The sequence below is a fragment of the Streptomyces sp. BJ20 genome, assembly GCF_022869105.1.
GTDB lineage: Bacteria > Actinomycetota > Actinomycetes > Streptomycetales > Streptomycetaceae > Streptomyces > Streptomyces griseoincarnatus.
This window is the reverse complement of record NZ_CP094918.1, coordinates 6,887,449-6,907,791: the sequence shown is the minus strand read 5'-3', so window position 1 is coordinate 6,907,791 and position 20,343 is coordinate 6,887,449. Positions and strand designations below refer to the sequence as shown.

Sequence of the window (20,343 nt, the reverse complement as noted above, 5' to 3'; positions counted from 1 at the left end):
TCGTAGCCCCGCTGCAAGCAGATTGCTTGCAGTTAGGGGGCCAGCCGCTCCACCCTCCAGCCGCCGCCCGGCACGGCCACGTACCGCAGGCGGTCGTGGAGGCGGTTCTCCCGGCCCTGCCAGAACTCCACCGTGTCCGGGACGACCCGGAAGCCGCCCCAGTGCGGGGGGACCGGGACCCGCTCGTGTTCCGGATAGCGCGCCGCCAGGTCGGCGTACGCCGTGTCCAGCTCCGCACGGGTCGCGATCACCGTCGACTGGCCGCTGACCCACGCGCCCAGCTGTGAGCCGTGCGGCCGGGTGCGGAAGTACGCGGCCGTCTCGTCGCGTCCGGTGCGGCGGGCCGTGCCGGTGACGACGACCTGCCGGGCGACCGGGTGCCAGGGGAACAGCAGCGAGACGTGCGGGTTCTCGGCCAGGTCACGGCCCTTGCGGGACTCGTAGTTCGTGTAGAAGACGAACCCGCCCGCGTCGAAGTGCTTCAGCAGCACCGTGCGCGAGCTGGGCCTGCCCGCCGCGTCCGCGGTCGACACGATCATGGCGTTCGGCTCGAACAGCCCGCCCTCCCGAGCGGCCTGCGCGAACCAGCGCGCGAACTGCTCGACGGGGGTGGCGGCGAGGTCGGTCTCGGAGAGCCCCTCGGTCCGGTAGTGCTTGCGCATCGAGGCGAGATCGAGGGGAACGGCGTCTCGGTCGGTCACGCCGTCATCCTGCCGTATCCGCCCAGGCCCCGAGGGCGTGGTGGCCCACGTCACAGACAGCCGGTGCCCAACCTCACCGGTGGCACTCAGTGCCGCGAACCCTCCCCAAAACTGGCACTCAGGGATATCGTGCTGGCACTGATCCGGTTGGGTGACCGCCAGCCGGGCATCACAGGTGTGACGTCCAGACCGCGAGTTTCACCGAGCCGACCGCGGATCCCTCGGACCCACACCGATCGCGCCACGACACATGGTCGTCCCACCCACAACACCATCTGTCACCCACCTATCGAGGGAGCCGCCTGATGTCCGACTTCGTACCCGGGCTCGAAGGAGTCGTCGCGTTCGAGACGGAGATCGCCGAACCGGACAAGGAGGGCGGCGCCCTCCGCTACCGGGGCGTCGACATCGAGGACCTGGTCGGTCACGTCTCCTTCGGCAACGTCTGGGGGCTGCTCGTCGACGGGGCGTTCGCGCCCGGACTGCCGCCCGCCGAGCCGTTCCCCATACCCGTGCACTCCGGCGACATCCGCGTCGACGTGCAGTCCGCGCTCGCCATGCTCGCCCCGGTGTGGGGCCTGAAACCGCTCCTCGACATCGATGCCGGGCAGGCCCGCGAGGACCTCGCCCGCGCCGCCGTCATGGCCTTGTCGTACGTCGCCCAGTCGGCGCGCGGCCAGGGGCTGCCGATGGTGCCGCAGAGCGAGATCGACAAGGCCGAGTCGGTCGTCGAGCGCTTCATGATCCGCTGGCGCGGCGAGCCCGACCCCAAGCACGTCGCCGCCGTCGACGCGTACTGGACGTCGGCCGCCGAGCACGGCATGAACGCCTCCACGTTCACCGCCCGCGTCATCGCCTCCACCGGCGCGGACGTCGCGGCGGCGCTGTCCGGGGCCGTCGGCGCCATGTCCGGCCCGCTGCACGGCGGCGCGCCCTCCCGCGTGCTGCACATGATCGAGGAGATCGAGCGCACCGGGGACGCCGAGGCGTACGTCCGCAAGACCCTCGACAAGGGCGAGCGCCTGATGGGATTCGGCCACCGCGTCTACCGCGCGGAGGACCCCCGCGCCCGCGTGCTGCGCCGTACCGCCCGTGAGCTGGGCGCCCCGCGCTACGAGGTCGCCGAGGCGCTGGAGAAGGCCGCGCTGGCCGAGCTGCACGCCCGCCGCCCGGACCGGGTGCTGGCCACGAACGTGGAGTTCTGGGCCGCGATCGTGCTGGACTTCGCGGAGGTGCCGGCGCACATGTTCACGTCGATGTTCACCTGCGCCCGCACCGCGGGCTGGTCGGCGCACATCCTGGAGCAGAAGCGCACGGGCCGGCTGGTCCGCCCGTCGGCCCGCTATGTGGGCCCGGGCCCGCGCGACCCGCGCGAGATCGAGGGCTACGCGTCCCTCGCGCACTGAGCCCCACCTGGGAGGAAGAACCTTCAAGACAGCAGGCGACCCGCGAGTCTGGTTCCCCCTCGGGGGAGCCGGCCGGACGTTACCGGCGACTCGCGGGTCGGGTGACTGCGTTGGATTGGGCCGGTTGCGTGCATCACTCGCACGCCGGTCCGGCGCCGAACCGAGTACGGCGGCGGGCCACTAGCCCGCAGCCACCTCTTCCGTCCGGTTGTCATACATCTGCCGAACCACCTCCTTTCCGAAGTACCGCCACCCTAAGAACCGCCCGCCGCAGGATCAACCACTTTTTTGTGCCGACCTTCCGGAGCGGGTCGCGGCCTTCCCGTCGAGCCGGGCGCCCTCGGCCGACCCCTCGCTCCGAGCTCATGGCGCGGCTCGAACCCGCACCGCCGCACGAGGTCTTTTGCCTCGTGGAAGCGTGGGTACCAGTGAGCGGACAACAATTCCCACAATCTTGTCGGGAACTCGATGTGCGCTGGGTCACGTTCAAGTTGAATGATTGTTGGTGAGCGAATCGTCGTGCCGTACGTGCGGACACAGCCTGCAGGGGGTTCAGGTGAGTGCATCCCGGCGTAGTGGGGCCACCGACGAGCTCGGGCCCGAGGGGTCCGAGCCCGAGCGGGAGGGGCCGGCCGGCTCCGACCTGCTCGCGGCGTTGCTCGACGGCATGGATGCCGCCCTGTGCGCCTTCGACGCGGACGGTGTGGTGACCCACTGGAACCGTGAGGCCGAGCGCATCCTCGGCTGGACCGCCGAGGAGGCGGTCGGACGCGCCGGGTTCGCCGGGTGGGCCGTGCGCAGCGCGGACGCCGAGGAGGTCGAGGCGCGGCTGATGTCGGCCATGGACGCGCCCGGCCGGCAGGTGAACGAGTTCGCGCTCCTCACCAAGGACGGCCGCCGGGTCCTGGTGCGCACCCAGTCCGCCGCCGTGCGCGGTCCCGACCGCGAGCCCGCCGGGGTCTACTGCGCGTTCAGCGAGGTCCACGCGCAGATCGACCTGGAGCGCTCCATCGCGCTGAGCGAGGCGCTGCTGGAGGACGCCGGCTGGGGCGTCGTCCTCGTCGACGCCGACCTGCGGCCCGCCGTCGTCAACGCGTACGCGGCGCGCGCGCTCGGCGCGGGCCGTACGTCGGTGCTGGGGCGGCCGCTGGGGGAGCTGCTGTCGCAGGGTGTGGAGGAGCTGGAGAGCGCGCTCACCCATGTGCTCGCCGAGGGCGCCCCGCCCGCGCCGGCCGAGCTGTGGGTGACGGTGCGGACGCCCGAGGGCGAGCGCCGGCGCTGCTGGCGGAGCGGGTTCGTGCGGCTCTCGTCCCCGCTCGCCGAGGAGCCGGTGCCGCTCGGGGTGGGCTGGCTGTTCCAGGACGTGACCGAGGCACGGCAGGGCGAGCAGGAGGCGTCGCTGCTGCGGTTCCGCACCCAGCAGCTGCACCGGGCCGCCCGTGCGGCGGCGGAGTGCGAGAACCCGGCCGAGGCGGTCACCGTCCACCTGGACTTCGCGCTCGCCGGCTTCGCCGACCACGCGGTGATCGACCGGGTCGCCGAGGGCGGCGCGGAGACCGACCGGGTCCGCCTGGTGCGGATCGCCGAGACCCCCTCCGGCGCCCCGGGTCCCTGCCGCCTCGACGGCCGGGCGGGCCTCCCGGTGCTGTACGCCGACGGGCACCCTGCCCTGCAGTGCGTGGAGCGCGCCGGGACGGTGCGGGCGGGAGCGGGCTCGCTCAAGGGGGACGCGGCTCGCGAGTGGGCGCCGGCCCGCCAGTGGCCTCAGGGCACGGTCCACGCCCTGTGCACGGTCCTGCGCAGCCGTGGCCGCACGCTCGGTGCCGTGACGTTTCTGCGCACGTCCCACCGCACGGCCTTCGAACGCGCGGACGCGATGTACGCGGAGGACGTGGCGGCACACATCGCCACGGCGCTGGACCTGGCGGCGCTGCTGCCCGAGGAGGGGTGAGGGCCGGCCGTCCCGGGGCGCGGGTGTCCGGAGGCGTCGCCCTCCTCGAAGCGATCGCGTGAGCCGTGGCTGCTGCCCGAGGAGGGGTGAAGGCCGGCCGTGCCGGGGCGCGGGTGTCCGGAGGCGTCGCCCTCCTCGAATCGATCGCGTGAGCTGTGGCTGCTTCCCGAGAAGGGGTGAGGGGCCGGCCGTGCCGAAGCGCGGGTGTCCGGAGGCGTCGCCCTCCTCGAACCGATCGCGTGAGTCGTGCTCTCGGTGCCGGGTGCGGACGCCGGCTGCGGGGCCGTGGTGGTCGTTCGCGCAGTTCCCCGCGCCCCTTGAGGCTGACGGTGGGGCCGCGTCCCCAGGGGCGCCGGGAACCGCGCGCCCCGCCCCCGCCGGGCCGCGGACGAAGGCACGCCGCCGCCGCGGGGAGCGACTGCCGGGTGCCCGGGGCGACCCGCGGTCGTACCGCGCTCAGTGCTGGTAGAAGATCCGGTCGCCGTACTCCGTCATCACACGGGTGTTCCAGGCGCGGCCGCCGTCGACGTTGCCCGAGCGGAGCAGGGGCGGTTCGACGCCGCGGTCGGCGAGGGTGGCCGCGGCGGTGGCCATCACCGCCTGGAGCAGGGCCGAGGTGACGACCGTGGACGCGGGCGCGAACGGCGCCGACACGCCCTCCCACGTCAGCTCCGCGTCGCCGACCGCGATCCCTGAGTCCAGCACCACGTCGCAGTGGTCCTTGAGGAACGTCCCGGAGGGGTTCCGCGGCGACGTCTCCGCCGCGTATCCCACCGACGTCACGCCGATCACCTTCACGCCCTTGGCGCGCGCCCTCGTCGCCATCTCCACCGGCATCACGTTGCGCCCGGACAGGGAGATGATCACCAGGAGGTCGCCCTCCCGCAGCGGGGAGGAGTCCAGCACCGTGCCCGCGAGCCCCTCCACCCGCTCCAGCGCGGACCCCAGCGTCGCCGGCCGGACGTCGACGCCGACGACCCCTGGCACGGTGAGCAGGTTCATCAGGGCGAGCCCGCCCGCGCGGTAGACGAGGTCCTGCGCGGCGAGCGAGGAGTGGCCCGCGCCGAACGCGAAGAGCCGTCCGCCGTCGGCGACCGTGTCCGCGATCATCGTGCCCGCCGCCGCCATGGGCCCGGCCTCCTCGTCGCGCAGCCGCCGCAGCAGCCCGATCGCGGCGTCGAGGAACTGACCGGCGGGCGTGCGGTGGCTCATGCGGCTCCCTTCGGGGCGGACATGTCGCGGATCACCGTGCGGTCTGGACCACTGCCGTGTCAATACGGTGTCCGGACGTCCCGTCCGCCGCCGTGCCTCAGCCGCGCGTTTCCGGGGCACGGCCCGGTTGTCCGTCGTATGCGTAAGAATTGAGTCTCGGGCCAGCGCACACGCCGGTGAGCCGTCCAGCCTTCCGGCAGAGCCAATCCGCAGATCTCATCGAGGGGCAAGTATGTCCGGACTGATCGACACCACGGAGATGTATCTCCGCACCATCCTCGAGCTGGAGGAGGAAGGTGTGGTCCCCATGCGCGCCCGGATCGCCGAGCGGCTCGACCAGAGCGGGCCGACGGTCAGCCAGACGGTGGCCCGGATGGAGCGCGACGGCCTGGTGTCCGTCGCCCCGGACCGCCATCTGGAGCTCACGGAGGAGGGCCGCCGGCTGGCCACCCGCGTGATGCGCAAGCACCGTCTCGCCGAGTGTCTCCTGGTCGACGTGATCGGCCTGGAGTGGGAGCAGGTGCACGCCGAGGCCTGCCGCTGGGAGCACGTGATGAGCGAGGCCGTCGAGCGCCGCGTCCTGGAGCTGCTGCGGCACCCCACCGAGTCGCCGTACGGCAACCCGATCCCGGGGCTCGAAGAGCTGGGCGAGACGGACGGCACGGTGCCGTTCCTCGACGAGGGCATGGTGTCGCTGGCCGACCTGGACCCGGGCTCCGAGGGCAAGACGGTCGTGGTGCGCCGGATCGGCGAGCCGATCCAGACGGACGCGCAGCTGATGTACTCGCTGCGCCGGGCGGGCGTGCAGCCCGGCTCGGTGGTGAGCGTGACGGAGTCCGCGGGCGGTGTGCTGGTGGGCAGCAGCGGCGAGGCGGCGGAGCTGGAGTCGGAGGTCGCCTCGCACGTGTTCGTCGCGAAGCCCTGATGCCCGGGGCGGGCGGGACTGCCGGGCCCCAGGGGACGGACGGCCCTCGCCCGCCGGACGTGAACGCGCCGAATCACCCGCCGGATCCGGCTCCGCCGCGTCCGCGTCGCGCCGAATCGCAGCGTTCGCCCGGCGGGCGTGCGAGGCTGTCGCGTGAGGCATATGACCTGAGGGGTTCTTGGCCCGGTGGCGCGGAGGCCGCCCGGGCCGGGGAGGGGCGGGACGATGTGCCGTGACCACGTGAGGAGCCCCGGCGCCGCACGGCGCCGGGGCCTGTCCTCCCCTGTGCTGACCCGGAGCCCCGAGCTCTCAGGGTCATTCCCCTCGGACCGGTTTCCCCGAGCGGTCCGCCTCCCGCTGAAGATCTCCCCCGGCCCGCGCCGGTCAATCCCCGCGCGGGGTCACTCGAAAGAGGGGTGTTGCCGGAGAGAGGAGCATTTTCGAATACCCATTCGATAGCGTGCGGCAGTGGCAACAGGCAGAGTCCGGTGACCGGCGGGGGCCGGAGCACCGGCGACGGACAGGGTCAGTGGGCAGGCAGCGAGCGTGGGGGGTGCCAGACCGTGGCGCGACGCATCGACGTGACGGGGGCGGACGGCGTACGCCTGGCCGCCTGGGAGTTCGGCGACCCGGCCAAGGCCGGAGCCGGTCCGGAGGAGGGAACCGCGCCGGACGCGCCCGGCGTGCTCTTACTGCACGGCCTGATGGGCCGCGCCTCGCACTGGGCGTCCACCGCCCGCCGCCTCTCCGCGCGGCACCGTGCGGTCGCCCTCGACCAGCGCGGCCACGGCCGCAGCGAGAAGCCCCCGGAGGGCGCCTTCACCCGCGACGCCTACGTCGACGACGCGGAGGCCGCCCTGGAGCAGCTCGGCCTCGGCCCCGCCGTCCTGATCGGCCACGCGATGGGCGCCCTCACCGCCTGGCAGCTGGCCGCCAAACGCCCCGACCTGGTCCGCGGCCTGGTCATCTGCGACATGCGTGCCTCCTCCCTCGGGGGCGCCTCGCAGCGCGAGTGGGCGGAGTGGTTCGCGTCCTGGCCCGTCCCCTTCGCCACCCTCGCCGACGTACGGAAGTGGTTCGGCGAGGACGACCCCTGGGTGGAGCGCCCCAACCCGGCCCGCGGCGAGTTCTACGCCGAGGTGATGGCCGAGTCCCCCGACGGCTGGCGCCCCGTCTTCGACCCCGACCAGATGCTCCGCTCCCGCGAGACGTGGGTCTACGACGCCCACTGGGAGGAACTCGCCCAGGTCCGCTGCCCCGCCCTGGTCGTCCGCGGCCTCGACGGCGAACTGGGCCGCGCCGAGGCCCAGGAGATGGTTCGCGTCCTCCCCCGAGGCCAGTACGCCGAGGTCTCCGACGCCGGCCACCTCGTCCACTACGACCAGCCCGAAGCCTGGCTCGCCGCGATCGAGCCGTTCCTGGACTCGCTCGACGGGGAGTAGCCCGGGGCCCCGGACGCCGCCGGGCCCCGGGCCTTGGATCACGCCTGCTTCAGATGCCGTCGGAAGAACCCCGCCGCCGCCTCCGCCGCCGCGGCCGGGACGCCTGTGTGGCCGCCCAGGTGGGCGTGGAGGGACTTGTCCCGGGAGGCGAAGGCGTCGAAGAGGGCCAGGGCCGACGCGCGGTCGTTGCCCTCGTCGTCCCACTGGAGGAGGACGTGCAGCGGGACCGTGACCCGGCGGGCCTCCTCGAACATCACGCGGGGGACGAAGCTCCCCGCGAAGAGCACCGCGGCCGCGATGCGCGGGTCCGTCGCCGTCAGCCGGACGCCGAGGGAGATCAGGCCGCCCGAGACGCCGACCGGGCCGGTGATCCCGGGGAGCGAGAGCAGGGCGTCCAGTGCCGCCCGCCATTCCGGGGCCGCCGCGTCGACCAAGGGGAGGACGAGGGCGTCCACGAGGTCGTCGCCGACCGGTTCTCCCGCCCGCATCGCGCGGCGGAGGTCCTCGCGAGCCTGGTTCAAGGCGGGCCGGGCCGGGCGGTCGCCGCTGCCGGGCAGTTCGATCGTGGCGGCCGCGAAGCCGTCCGCCGCCGCGTGCCGGGCGCGCGCCACCAGGCGGGGGTACATCGCGCCGAGACCGAGCGGCGGGTGGCCCAGCAGGATCAGCGGAGCCGGCGTGGAAGCGGACGCGTCCGCGGGCGTCCACAGGAGGCCCGGGATGCCGTCGAGGGTGAAGCGGCGTTCGAGGACGCCGTCGTCGAGGAGGAGTTCCGAGGTGAAGTGCATGGTCGTGCCTTCCGGGAGTGCGCTGCTACGGCGCTCCCGGGCGACCTGCCTGTCACCCGACCGTGACCCCGGAGGGGAGCACCCATGTCGTTGCTGCTGCGGTCACGGGTACCACCTCCTCGGTCCAGGCACGGTCCGGGCGGACGCTAGCAGGGTCCCGGTCCGGCTTCCACGGGATTTCGCCCGGCACCGGGCAAGGCCCCTCACCCCTTGCTCACCGCCGTCACGATCTCCGGCAGCCGCGCCGCCGTCCGCGGGGCGGCCAGGCGGAGGCCGCCGAAGGTGAGGAGGGCGCCGTAGGCCGTGCCGGCCAGGAGGAGGAGCAGGCGCAGGTCCTGGCCCGCGTCGCTGAGATTCAGCCAGATGGTCGCGGCGATGACCGGGAGGCAGAGGAGGGCCGCCGCCATCATGCCGCCGAAGATGGAGATCCACGCCAGGCCCACCTGCCCGGGGGCCACGTTCTTGTAGCCCTCCTGCGGCACGGAGTACGGGAACCGCGCCGACGTCCAGGCGCCGGTGGCGAGCATCGCGCCGAGCAGCGCGAAGGACAGGCCCAGCGCCTCAGGCAGCCGTGCCCAGTCGTCCAGCATCGCCGTCGTCAGCACCGTGACGAGCGTGGCGTACGGGAGGGTGATCAGCAGCAGCGCCAGGGCGCGGGCCCGCAGTTCCGCGTAGGCGTCGCGGGCGGAGGAGATCGTCATCGCGACCATCCAGAACGCGGACGTGTCCTGCCCGAACTGGTTGTACATCTGGATGCCGAGCATCCCGGCCGCGAAGCAGGCGAAGTACACCGAGCCGGTGCCCTGCCAGGCGTTGAACACCGGCACGATCAGGCCGATCGCCAGCGACGTCACCCACGCGGCCTTCGTCTTCGGGTCGCGCCAGATGTACCGCAGGCTGCGCTCCATCACCGTGCCGGTCCTGCCCGACGGCAGCAGGCGCGCGAGCCCCGTGGAGGGGCGGTCGCGGACCGCGGAGTCGCCCGCCTGGAGGGTGGAGCCGTCCGGCGCGGTCATCAGCCGGGTCAGGATGCGCGACCACAGCGCGAGGAGCATCACGAGCGCCGCCGCGCTCACCGCCAGCTGCGCCACGGCGACCCCGTACGCCCCCTCGCCGGCCGTGTGCACCGCGCCGATCGCCGACGCGCCCGGCAGCCAGCGCAGGACCGCCGCGACCGGGTCGAGCTGCTCCAGGCCCCCCGAACCCAGCCGCTGTGCCCCGAAGTTGACGACCTGCGCGCCGATCGCGACGACCAGACCGCTGAGCACCGCCAGGTCCCGCCCCTTGCGGCTGGTCAGCAGCCGTACGTTCGCCGCGGCCACCGCCCGCGCCAGCGCCACGCACACCAACAGCGCCAGCGGCACGGCGACGACGCCCACCGCCCACGCCGCCGCGCCACGGGCGACGGTGATCACCGAGCCGACCAGCAGGCACACCGTGAACAGCGGCCCGATGCCCACCAAGGACGCGGTCAGCAGGGCCCGCACCAGCGGCCGCGGGCGCAGCGGCAGCATCACCAGACGGGTCGGGTCGAGCGTCTCGTCGCCGCCGGGGAAGAACAGCGGCATCACCGCCCAGCCCAGCGCCAGCACCGCCACCAGCAGCACCACCAGCGACTCCGCGCCGCCGACGCCGCGCAGCGCCACGAGACCGAGCAGCTGGAGCGCGGCGAACAGCAGCGCGACGACGGCGGAGGCGATCCAGGCGGCGCGGCGCCCGCCGGACTGGCGCAGGCCGTTGCGCAGCAGCGACAGCTTCAGCCGGACGACGACCGGGGTGAGGGCGGGCGCGCTCACCGGGCGCCACCGCCCAGCCAGTCGAGGTCGGACCCGGCGTCGCGGCTGTCCGCGCCGACGAGTTCGAGGAACGCCCGCTGCAGGGACGGCGCGTCGCCGCGCACCTCGGCGAGCGGACCGTGGGCGCGGATCCGGCCGGCGGCCATCACGGCCACCCAGTCGCACAGCGACTCCACCAGCTCCATCACGTGGGAGGAGAACACCACCGTCGCGCCGGAGGCGGTGTAGCGCTCCAGGACGCCCCGGATGGTCTGCGCGGACACCGGGTCGACGCCCTCGAACGGCTCGTCCAGGAACAGCACTTCGGGGTTGTGCAGCAGCGCTGCCGCGAGGCCGATCTTCTTGCGCATGCCGGTGGAGTAGTCGACGACGAGCTTGTGCTGGGCGCCCGCCAGGTCGAGGACGTCGAGCAGCTGGGTGGCCCGCTTGTCGACCTCTTCGCCGGGCAGCCCCCGCAACCGACCCGTATAGGCGAGCAGTTCACGCCCGGACAGCCGCTCGAACAGGCGAAGTCCCTCCGGCAGCACGCCGATCCGGGCCTTCACCTGCGCCGGGTCGCGCCACACGTCGTGCCCGGCGATCTCGACGGTGCCCTGGTCCGGGCGGAGCAGCCCCGTCACCATGGACAGGGTGGTGGTCTTCCCGGCGCCGTTCGGCCCGACCAGACCGATGAACCGCCCCGCGGGCAGCTCCAGGTCGATCCCGCCGACGGCGACCTGCTCCCCGAACCGCTTCCACAGCCCCTGCACGTGTACGGCAACAGCGCCCACCACGTCTCCCTCCGTCGACTCCCGAGCCTACGGGGAGCGGACCACGGCACGCGGGCCGGGGGAGCGGGGCGGCGCCCCCGTCACCGGTCCCGGCCGCAGGCGTACGCCAGCGACGGCAGCAGCTCCTCCGCGTCCGGCAGCCAGCGGTTCTCCTGGGTGGGTCGGCGGGCCCACTGCACGGCCCCGTGACGCCCGACCCGGGTCGGCGGCGCGGCTACGTACGCCCCCTCGCCCAGCACGGCCAGGTCGAGCGACGACGCCGTCCAGCCCAGCGTGCGCAGCAGATGCGGAAGCTTCGCCGCCGCACCGGGCAGGACGAAGAACTCCGTGCGCCGGTACGGCGTCAGGGTCACCGGGCCCGGCGTGAGCCCCATCCGCTCCATGCGCGCCAGCGCCAGCAGACCGGCCGTCTCCGGCACCGAGAGCGCGTCGAACGCCCGCCCCGTGGGCAGCAGGACCGAGGCGCAGGGCTGCTTCTGCCACATCCGCCGCGCGGCGCCGGCGCTCCCGGTCGCCAGGTCCGCCCAGCCGGGCTCCGCCGGGTGCGCGCCGGGTGCCGGGCACGACGCGTCACCGCACGAGCAGACGTGCACCCCGTCGACGACCTCGGTCCAGGTGCCCGGCACCACGTCCCAGTGGCGCTCCTCGGCATAGCGCACGGCGGTGTCCAGCAGCGATTCCCCGCGCTGCTTCGGGATCTGTACGGCGTCGGCGCCCACGATCGTCTCTTCCACGATGAACACAACTTCACCCGTCACCAGGGGTTACGCCCTGCCGTATGCGCGGGGGAGGGGCATCGGGCCCGTCCCCGGGGCGCATGGGTGCATCCATGGGGGCGCGCGGGAGGATCCGCCACCGCGTCGGGGTAACCAGGAGGGGGGTCGGCAACCGTCGATACCCCGGCAATTCTCACATGTCCCGCATTGTCGGTATGTCGACGGGGCATTGATCCTCCCGGCCGGATGTCTCGCCGGGACGACGTGAGACGTACGGCCGCGGACAACACGTCAACCCGGTGCGTGGGCAGGCACCGCAGCCTCAGGGGGTACGCCATGGCCGCAAGGCCGCTCGTCGCCCGGCAGCCGAACGAACGGCTGCAGGCGCTCATCCAGGAAGCCGGATGCTCCAACGCCGGACTGGCCCGCAGGGTCAACATGTGCGGCGCGGAGCACGGCCTCGACCTGCGCTACGACAAGACGTCGGTGGCCCGCTGGCTGCGGGGACAGCAGCCGCGGGGCCGGGCGCCGGCCGTCATCGCGGAGGCGCTGGGCCGCAAGCTGGGCCGCACGGTCACGATCGACGAGATCGGCATGGCCAACGGCAAGAACCTCGCGTCCGGGGTCGGGCTCCAGTTCTCGCCGACGGTGCTGGGAGCCATCGAGCAGGTCTGCGAGCTCTGGCGCAGCGACGTGGGGCGGCGGGACTTCCTGTCCGGCTCGTCCGTCGCCGCGTCCGCGCTGGTGGAGCCCAGCCGGGACTGGCTGATCTCCGCACCCGACGGTCAGGTCGCGCGCAACACCGGCCCGCGCGTGGGCCAGTCGGACGTGGCGGCGGTGCGCTCCATGACGGAGGCGCTGGTCGCGCTGGACCACCAGTACGGCAGCGGGCACGTCCGCCCGGTCGTCGTGCACTACCTCAACAGCGTGGTCTCGGGGATGCTGGCCGGCTCGTACCGCGAGGCGGTGGGGCGGGACCTGTTCGCCGCCGTCGCCCGACTCACGGAGCTGGCCGGGTACATGGCCGTCGACACCGGTCAACCGGGCCTGGCTCAGCGCTACTACATCCAGGCGCTGCGGCTCGCGCAGGCCGCCGGTGACCGCGGCTACGGCGGGTACGTGCTCGCCGCGTCCATGAGCCACCTCGCCGCGGAGCTCGGAAATCCGCGCGAGATCGCCCAGTTGGCACGCGCCGCCCAGGAAGGCGCACGGGGGCGCGTGACACCGCGCGCGGAGGCCATGTTCCTCGCCGCGGAGGCCCGCGGTCACGCGCTGATGGGCGACGCCCCGGCCGCGCACGCCGCCGCGGGCCGCGCGGTGAGTGCCCTGGAGGCGGCCGACCCGGGCTCGGGCGACGACCCGCCGTGGATCGCGCACTTCGACGAGGCCTACCTGGCGGACGAGTTGGCGCACTGCCACCGCGACCTCGGCCAGGCGGAGGCCGCCGCGCGGTGCGCGCGGGAGTCGCTGGACGGCCACCCGCCCACCCGCGCACGGCGCCGGGCCATCGGCTATGTGCTGCTCGCCACCGCCCAGGTGCAGCAGCGCGAGATCGAACAGGCCTGCGCCACCGGTCTGAAGGCCGCCGAGCTGCTGGGCGGGCTGCGCTCCAACCGGGGCGCGGAGTATCTGGAGGACCTCCAGCAGCGCCTCGAGCCGTACCGGGAGGAGCCGGTGGTGCGGGAGTTCGGGGCGCGGATGGAGCTCCGGACGGCTGCGTGACGTACGCGACATTCCCTTGCGGCACCGGAGGCGGACGGGAAGGAGGGGACGCAAGCAGCGTGCGGTGACCTGGTTTTGTTACCGCGCTCACAGGGCAGGAGGTCCGGTTCTGTGCTGCGTGGCACCGGGCTCCGGGGACCCGGTAGCGTGAGCCCGATTCACAAGGTCCCCCATTGGTAGGAGTCCCGGTGACGCAGAGTGGACAGGGCGAGGAGCCCTCGGCGCGCCCCGCGCGCGAAGGCATCGTGCTGCCCTCGGACGGTGGTGAGCCCCTGCTGCCGGGCATGACGTCCGGTCCGGTCGCGCCCGGCGGTGCGGACGGACCGTCCGCCGGCGGGTTCCCCGCCTCGGCGCCGCCCGGCGGCCAGACCTGGGGGAACCCCTGGGGCCCCGACCAGCAGGCAGCGGCCCCGTCCACGGGCCAGGAATGGCCGTCGGCGAACGACGGGCAGTGGCAGCAGCAGCCGCCGTCCGGATGGGACGCCGGCCATCAGCAGCAGGGTGGCCCGCCGCAGCACGGCCGGCACGGCGGTCAGCCCGCCCAGCAGCCGTACGCTCAGGGCGGTCAGCCCTCCTGGGACGCCGGGGCGCAGGCCCAGGGCGGCCCCGGGCCGCTGCCGCCCGAGGGCACCCCGTCCCAGGGCGGCTACCCGCCCGCGCACGGCGGACAGGACGCGTACGGCCAGGTCGGCGGGTACGCCGCCATGGACGGTTACGCCCAGGCCGCCGGAGGCGCCGCCTACGGCGGGCACACCGCGGGCGGCCAGCTGCCCCCGCAGAACGGTGCCGCCTATGCCGCGCCCGGCGGCGGGTACGGCTACCCGCCCGCCCACGGCGCCCCGCTCCCGCCTCCCGTACCCGGCGCCGACGAGGGTGCCACGCAGGTCATACCGCCGGTCCCGGCGGGCGGCGCCGACGAGGGTGCGACCCAGTACATACCCCCGGTCGCCCCGGGCGCGCTGCCGCCCGAGATGCCCGCCGCGGAGCACACCCGCGACCTCGGCGTCCCCCATGCGCAGGGCGCCCCCGGCCCGCTGCCGCAGCCGGGCAACCCGGACGCCGAGGCCACCCAGTTCATCGCCCCGGTCACCGACCAGGGGCCGCCTCAGCCGTACGGCGCCGCGCAGGGCGACGCGAACCGGCAGCCGCCCGCCGAGTTCGACAACCTCTTCCGCAACGACGACGGCGCGGCCGGCGCCACACAGCAGATGCCGCGCATGGACTACGGCCGTCCCGCCCGGGCCGACCGCACTCCGCCCGGACCGCCCGCCCCGCCCGTCTCGGGCCACGGCGGCGGACGCGGCGGTGGCGGTGGCAACGGCGGCCCGCGCTGGCCGCTGATCGCCGCGGTCGGCGTCGGCCTCGCCGTCGTCGGCGTCGGTGCCGGCGCCCTGCTCGGCAGCGGCAGCAAGGACGACGACGCCAACACCAACCAGCCCGTCTCCGCCACCGCGCCCGCGAGCACCGAGGCCTCGCCGTCGCCGACCGTGGACCCCGCCCGCGAGCAGGCCGTCGAGCTGGACAAGCTGCTCGCGCACAGCGGCGACAGCCGCAGCAGCGTGATCAACGCGGTCGAGGACGTCAAGGCGTGCCGTGACCTCGGCAGGGCCGCGTCCGACCTGCGGGAGGCCGCCAAGCAGCGGAAGCAGCTCGTGACCGACCTGTCCGAGCTCTCCGTGGACAAGCTGCCCCAGCACGAGGCGCTCAGCGAGGCGCTGCGGAAGGCGTGGCAGGCGTCCGCCTCGGCCGACGACCACTACGCGAAGTGGGCGGACCAGACCAAGGGGAAGAAGGGGTGCAAGAAGGGGTCTGCCCGGAACACCGAGCAGACCGCCGCGGGAAACCGGGAGAGCGGGACCGCGACCGAGCAGAAGAAGAAGGCCTCGGACCTGTGGAACGTGATCGCTCGTCAGTACGGACTGACCGAGCGGGCTCCTACGCAGTTGTGAGGTCGCGCCCGGCTGCGGGTGCGGGTGCGTGGGGGCTGGGCGCGCAGTTCCCCGCGCCCCCTCTCACAGCGCCGCGTCCCGCAAGGTGGACGTCACGTCCGTGAAGCCGTCCGCCGCCGCGGTGAGGCGGCCCTTCTCCACCACGTGGAGCGTGACGTTCGCGTTGACCAGGCGGGGGAGGCCGATGGAGGCCAGGGTGTCCTGGAACTTCCAGCGGAGGGTGGGGGTGACGTTGCCCGTGGTGACCTTGAGGCCGCCGTCCAGGGCGGCGGTCACCGTGTCCGCGGTGACCTCGCCGTCCCCGAGCGACTCCACGGCCTGGCGGAGCACCGTGTAGGCGATCCATGTCGTCTGCACGCCCGCGTCCGCCGGGTCGATGCGGTTGTCGCCGAAGGCCTCCGCCCGGACGACCTCCTTCATCGGGTCCCAGCGCGCGTCACCCGCCTCCGGGTACCAGCCGGTGACGTACGCCCCCTCGTACGGTCCCGACGCGCCCCCGGAGGCGTCCAGCACCGTCTGGTCGACGCTGCCGAGCACGGTCGCGGTGCGCACCTCGGGGTGCTCGGCGCGGGCGCGCCGGAAGGAGTCCATGAAGATGCCGGTGCGGTCGCCGAGCGCGGGCACCACACAGCCCCGCTCCCCGGTGCCGGCGGCCGCGTGTTCCAGCGCACGCTCGGCGGTGTCGCCGTAGGAGGTCGCGGCCTCGGCGGCGCGCAGGTCGCCGGACGGGTCGTGGCCGCCCGCCGCGAGGCCGGAGTCCAGCAGCGGCGGCAGCTGGTCGCCCGCGATGGTGTCGGGCCGCACCAGGGCGACCGGTCCGCACGCGTCGGCGAGGGTGCGGCCGAGCCCGGCGAGCAGCGCGGGCTGTCCGCCGTTGACGGGGTAGGACAGAGGGCTGGTGAACTCGTCGTGGGTGAGGCCGTAACCGCCGATGTACGGGATGCCGGCGGTCTCCAGCGTGGGCAGGAAGGCGTCGCCGTGCTGGCTGTACGAGCCGACCACGGCGACGGCGTTCTCCGCGACCGCGCGCCGGGCGCAGCGCGCCGCGGCCACCGCGTCGTCGCGTTCGTCGCAGGTCAGCACCCTCAGCGGGCGGCCGCCGATGCCGCCGTGGGCGTTCACCCAGCGGCCGTAGGCCTCGGCGAACGCGGGCATGCCGGGCTTGGTGGTCGCGCCGGCGTTCTCGGGCGCCCAGGTCATCACGGTGATCGTGTCGTCCCCCGGGCCCTCCGTGACTCCGGGGACGATCCCGCAGCCGGCGACCAGCGCGGCGCACGCCGCCAGCGCGCCCGCGGACAGGGCGCCGGCGCGCGCGGGCCGGACGAGGGAGCGGGGGAGGACGGTGCTGCGGATGCGTCGCCTGCCGGTCATGTCCCCGCACCATTCCCTCACACGGCGAACCGCTCCGTGACGCTCGGTCGACGGGAGGTGACGCGGAGGTGAATTGCGGGGGCCCGTCCGGCGCGTACGGAGCGGAAACGTACGATCGACGACCGTGCAAGGTTCGGAGAACTCTTCCCGTCGTGGCCGTCGCTCCTCCACCATGGGCGGCATGCCACTCAACGACATGCCGTGGTGGCGCTGGCGCAGCAATGTGCGCTCCGCGCTGCACATGCTCTCCGACCCCGCCTTCCAGCGGGACGTCTGGCTGGCCGGCGTGCCCGGCTACGGGGACGTCACCGACGCCGTGTACCGGCTGGTCGAGGACACCTGGCTGGACAACTGGTCCGCCGAGAAGTACGTCGGCACGATCTTCCGCGACTCGCAGGAGGCCGCGCTCGTCGACACCGCCGTGCTGCGCGTGCTGCGGATCATGCACCAGGTCGGGCCGGACGCCCCGGTCACCGCGTACCTGGAGCACGAGGGCTGGCCGGAGGCGGTGCGCGCCGCGCGGGACGCGCACGTACGGATGGCGGCGAGCGACGGCGACGATCCGGACGCCGTGCCCAGCACGCTCGAGGTGCTGCGCATCATGACGCGTTCCGCGTAGCGGGACGACCGGCCGGGCGCCGGTGCGGGTGTGCGACCCTTTTCCCCATGAGCGAGCAGTCCACCCGAGCCGCGGCACCTGCCGACCAGTACGTCCTCACGCTGTCCTGCCCCGACAAGCAGGGCATCGTGCACGCCGTGTCCAGCTACCTGTTCATGACCGGCTGCAACATCGAGGACAGTCAGCAGTTCGGCGACCACGACACGGGCCTGTTCTTCATGCGCGTCCACTTCTCCGCCGAGGCCCCGGTCACGGTGGAGAAGCTGCGGGCGAGCTTCGCGGCGATCGGCGACTCCTTCCAGATGGACTGGCAGATCAACCGGGCCGACGAGAAGATGCGCATCCTGCTGATGGTGAGCAAGTTCGGGCACTGCCTGAACGACCTGCTGTTCCGTGCGCGGACCGGGGCACTGCCCGTGGAGATCGCCGGGGTGGTGTCCAACCACACCGACTTCGCCGAGCTCGTCGCCTCCTACAACATCCCCTTCCACCACATCCCGGTGACGAGGGACACCAAGGCGGAGGCCGAGGCGCGGCTGCTGGAGATCGTGCGGGAGGACGAGGTCGAACTCGTCGTGCTGGCCCGCTACATGCAGGTGCTGTCGGACGACCTGTGCAAGCAGTTGTCGGGGCGGATCATCAACATCCACCACTCCTTCCTGCCGAGCTTCAAGGGTGCGAAGCCGTATCACCAGGCGCATGCGCGGGGTGTGAAGCTGATCGGCGCGACCGCCCACTACGTCACCGCGGATCTGGACGAGGGGCCGATCATCGAGCAGGAGGTCGAGCGGGTGTCGCACGACGTCACGCCCGAGGGGCTCGTCGCCATCGGGCGGGACGTGGAGTGCCAGGCGCTGGCGCGGGCGGTGAAGTGGCATGCGGAGCGGAGGATTCTGCTGAACGGCCGCCGTACGGTCGTGTTCGCCTGAGAGGCGGGGCTTTCGGGTCTCGTCGGCGACTGCGGTTGCTGGCGCAGTTCCCCGCGCCCCCTCAGGGGGCGCGGGGAACTGCGCGAACGCCCCCTGCGGCCCGCACCCGCCGACGAAACGCAACGCGCCCTTACATCCTGCTCAAGCTAGCGGCGGCGAGCAGCACGTCCCTGATCGCCTCCCGGTCACCCTCCTGCCCGGCGGCAGCCTCCCGCGGCGGCACATGACCGGCCGCCAGCCGGCAGAACTCCGCCCCGTCCAGCGCGACATGAGCCACCTCGTGCTCCGCGGACCCCTTCGCCGACGGCGAGTCCAGCGGGATCAGCCACTCCCCGCCGCCCGACCCCTCGATCTCCAGCCGCAGGCTGCGCCCCGGCTCGCCCGCGGCCACCAGCCGGCGCTCCACGGGGGCCGCCAGTCCGTGGTGGCGGCGTTGCTCCAGCACCACCGGCAGCAGCCGGGCCGCGAGGTCCACCATGTCGTGCAGATGGCGTCCGGCGGGCGGGTCGTACGGATAGTCCACCGCCTCGGCGATGTCCTCCGCGTGGACCCAGCACTCGAAGGCCCGGTCCAGCATCGCGTCGTGCAGCGGCAGCGCGAAGTCGCCGTAGGGGACGGTCATGCGGCCGGTGTCGCTGCCGGTGAAGGAGACCGTGCGGATCAGCCGGTGGCTCTGCTCCCGCCAGGGGCCGCGGACGGACCGGGTGGGCGGGAAGCGGGCGGCCCGCCAGTACGCCTCGGTGCGGCCGGAGGGCGTGGGCCGCTCGGGCCGGACCTCGCCGAGCGGGTCCTCCAGGCCGAGGGCGACCGCGACCAGCCCGTCGACGGTCATGAGGTGGGCGATGACCCCCGCGACGGTGGTGCGACGGCTGCTCGCCTCGTCGCCCTCGTACCAGCGCAGCCGCACCGGGGCGTGCCACTCGTTGTCGCCGAAGTCCTGGAGCAGCGCGTCGAGCCGGGCGGTCTCGGCGTCGTAGGCGGCGGCCCAGTCGGGGACCGGGATGCGCGGCGGGCGCCGCTCCAGGCAGGCTTCCAGGACGCGGGTGCGCAGCGCGGGTTTCAGGTCGAGGCTCTCGGGCCGCTGGAGCAGGCCCACGGCTTCACGCAGCCGCAGCGCCTCGTCCGCGCAGGGACCGCAGACGCCGAGGTGTTCCTCGACGGCGTCGGCCTCGGCGGGCGCGCAGGCGGCCAGCGCCCAGGCGCCCAGCAGCGACTTCAGCACCTGGTGCTCCGGCTCCGGAAGCAGCTCGTCCGGCCCGGCGGCGAGGGATCCGCGGTCGTCGTACGGCCCGGGGCCGCGCCCGCTCACGCGGCACCTCCGATCCCGGGCGGTGCGCCCGGCGCGCCTGCGTCGTGGGCGGTGGCCAGCAGCTGGAGGCCGAGGCGCAGCCGACGGCGGGCCTCCTCGTCGGTGACGCCGAGGTCGGCGGCGGTCTGCCGGTAGTCCCGGCGCTGGAAGTAGGCCAGTTCCAGCGCGGCCCGCAGGGGTGCCGGCATGGACTGGACGATGTAGTCGGCGCGGGCGGCCACCGAGGCGTGCCGGACCTTGCGCTCCAGGTCCTCGGCGGTGCCGGGGCCGCCCCGGGCGAGCGCGGCGGTCCCGGTGGTGCGCAGCCGCTCCACGGCCAGCCGGTTGGTCAGGGCGGCGAGCCAGCTGCGCAGGGGGCCCTGCCGGGGGTCGTAGGCGTCGGGGTGCTGCCAGACAAGGGCGAAGACGTCGCGGGTGACGGTGTCGGCCGCGTGTTCGTCCCCGAGGACGCGGTGGGCGAGGCCGTGCACCAGGGACGCGAAGCGGTCGTAGAGCTCGCCCAGGGCGGCCGCCTCCCCGCGGGCGAGCCGCTGCTGCATCCCGCGGTCCCAGCGGGGCGGCGCGTCCTTCTTCCGCATGCGGTCCCTCACCCCCTGTTCGTCCCGCGGGCCCCGGGGTGGTCGGTTCCCGGGTCCGGCGTGTGACCGGCGACGCCACGAATGTAGTCGCCATGGACGTGCGTGCACGCCCCTTTGTGGCAATGTGCGCCCCTCGCGGCGCCTTCCGTGGTACAGGGTCGC

17 protein-coding genes are annotated in these 20,343 nt (G+C 73.9%); 8 read left to right on the top strand and 9 right to left on the bottom strand.

The genetic code is table 11. The annotated features are described in order from the left end of the window. Positions 1-32: 32 nt before the first annotated feature. Positions 33-701 (bottom strand): pyridoxamine 5'-phosphate oxidase, encoded by a 669-nt coding sequence (gene pdxH, locus MTR79_RS30990; protein ID WP_189364932.1) that lies wholly within the window; start codon positions 699-701, stop codon positions 33-35. Positions 702-1,006: 305 nt separating this feature from the next. On the opposite strand from pdxH, the gene MTR79_RS30985 reads away from it, so the two are divergent. Then, the gene (locus MTR79_RS30985) at positions 1,007-2,107 is read left to right on the top strand and encodes a citrate synthase 2 (RefSeq protein ID WP_086702622.1); all 1,101 of its coding nucleotides are present in this window, start codon (positions 1,007-1,009) and stop codon (positions 2,105-2,107) included. Between the two features lie 556 nt (positions 2,108-2,663). Further along, positions 2,664-4,058, top strand: a complete 1,395-nt coding sequence (locus tag MTR79_RS30980; RefSeq protein WP_086702624.1) for a PAS domain-containing protein — start codon at positions 2,664-2,666, stop codon at positions 4,056-4,058. A 456-nt stretch (positions 4,059-4,514) separates the two neighbouring features. On the opposite strand, the gene MTR79_RS30975 is transcribed toward MTR79_RS30980, so the two are convergent. Then, a complete protein-coding gene (locus tag MTR79_RS30975; RefSeq protein WP_244792620.1) occupies positions 4,515-5,270 on the bottom strand; it encodes an SIS domain-containing protein in 756 nt (251 codons plus the stop codon). A 232-nt stretch (positions 5,271-5,502) separates the two neighbouring features. Here MTR79_RS30975 and MTR79_RS30970 point away from each other — a divergent pair, with 232 nt between their 5' ends. After that, positions 5,503-6,195, top strand: a complete 693-nt coding sequence (locus MTR79_RS30970; protein WP_086702627.1) for a metal-dependent transcriptional regulator — start codon at positions 5,503-5,505, stop codon at positions 6,193-6,195. A gap of 563 nt (positions 6,196-6,758) precedes the next feature. Next, the gene (locus MTR79_RS30965; protein ID WP_189364934.1) at positions 6,759-7,637 is read left to right on the top strand and encodes an alpha/beta hydrolase; all 879 of its coding nucleotides are present in this window, start codon (positions 6,759-6,761) and stop codon (positions 7,635-7,637) included. Positions 7,638-7,675: 38 nt separating this feature from the next. Here MTR79_RS30965 and MTR79_RS30960 read toward each other — a convergent pair whose 3' ends face one another. The 4 genes from MTR79_RS30960 to MTR79_RS30945 all read right to left on the bottom strand — a co-directional run bounded on the left by MTR79_RS30960 (position 7,676) and on the right by MTR79_RS30945 (position 11,731). Further along, positions 7,676-8,422 (bottom strand): alpha/beta hydrolase, encoded by a 747-nt coding sequence (locus MTR79_RS30960; RefSeq protein ID WP_086702630.1) that lies wholly within the window; start codon positions 8,420-8,422, stop codon positions 7,676-7,678. Positions 8,423-8,625: 203 nt separating this feature from the next. After that, positions 8,626-10,218, bottom strand: coding sequence for a transporter (locus tag MTR79_RS30955; RefSeq protein ID WP_244792618.1), 1,593 nt, complete (start codon positions 10,216-10,218; stop codon positions 8,626-8,628). Beyond that, positions 10,215-10,991 (bottom strand): ABC transporter ATP-binding protein, encoded by a 777-nt coding sequence (locus MTR79_RS30950; protein ID WP_244792617.1) that lies wholly within the window; start codon positions 10,989-10,991, stop codon positions 10,215-10,217. The genes MTR79_RS30955 and MTR79_RS30950 overlap by 4 nt, the downstream gene beginning before the upstream one ends. 77 nt (positions 10,992-11,068) lie before the next feature. Continuing rightward, a complete protein-coding gene (locus MTR79_RS30945; protein WP_189365027.1) occupies positions 11,069-11,731 on the bottom strand; it encodes a bifunctional DNA primase/polymerase in 663 nt (220 codons plus the stop codon). 309 nt (positions 11,732-12,040) lie between these two features. Between MTR79_RS30945 and MTR79_RS30940 the strand changes: the two genes are divergently transcribed. Beyond that, on the top strand, positions 12,041-13,426 hold the full coding sequence (locus MTR79_RS30940) for a transcriptional regulator (protein WP_244792615.1): 1,386 nt from the start codon (positions 12,041-12,043) through the stop codon (positions 13,424-13,426). Between the two features lie 188 nt (positions 13,427-13,614). Next, the gene (locus tag MTR79_RS30935) at positions 13,615-15,375 is read left to right on the top strand and encodes a hypothetical protein (RefSeq protein WP_244792613.1); all 1,761 of its coding nucleotides are present in this window, start codon (positions 13,615-13,617) and stop codon (positions 15,373-15,375) included. A gap of 63 nt (positions 15,376-15,438) precedes the next feature. On the opposite strand, the gene MTR79_RS30930 is transcribed toward MTR79_RS30935, so the two are convergent. Then, positions 15,439-16,746, bottom strand: a complete 1,308-nt coding sequence (locus MTR79_RS30930) for an ABC transporter substrate-binding protein (RefSeq protein ID WP_086703524.1) — start codon at positions 16,744-16,746, stop codon at positions 15,439-15,441. Positions 16,747-16,918: 172 nt separating this feature from the next. Between MTR79_RS30930 and MTR79_RS30925 the strand changes: the two genes are divergently transcribed. Next, complete coding sequence (locus tag MTR79_RS30925) at positions 16,919-17,365, top strand: hypothetical protein (RefSeq protein ID WP_051724593.1); 447 nt, start codon at positions 16,919-16,921, stop codon at positions 17,363-17,365. 47 nt (positions 17,366-17,412) lie between these two features. Then, positions 17,413-18,294 (top strand): formyltetrahydrofolate deformylase, encoded by an 882-nt coding sequence (gene purU / locus MTR79_RS30920; protein ID WP_048457475.1) that lies wholly within the window; start codon positions 17,413-17,415, stop codon positions 18,292-18,294. Between the two features lie 130 nt (positions 18,295-18,424). On the opposite strand, the gene MTR79_RS30915 is transcribed toward purU, so the two are convergent. Beyond that, complete coding sequence (locus MTR79_RS30915; protein ID WP_086703528.1) at positions 18,425-19,603, bottom strand: maleylpyruvate isomerase N-terminal domain-containing protein; 1,179 nt, start codon at positions 19,601-19,603, stop codon at positions 18,425-18,427. After that, positions 19,600-20,181, bottom strand: coding sequence for a sigma-70 family RNA polymerase sigma factor (locus MTR79_RS30910; RefSeq protein WP_189364936.1), 582 nt, complete (start codon positions 20,179-20,181; stop codon positions 19,600-19,602). Before MTR79_RS30910 ends, MTR79_RS30915 begins: the two co-directional genes overlap by 4 nt. Between the last annotated feature and the right edge of the window lie 162 nt (positions 20,182-20,343).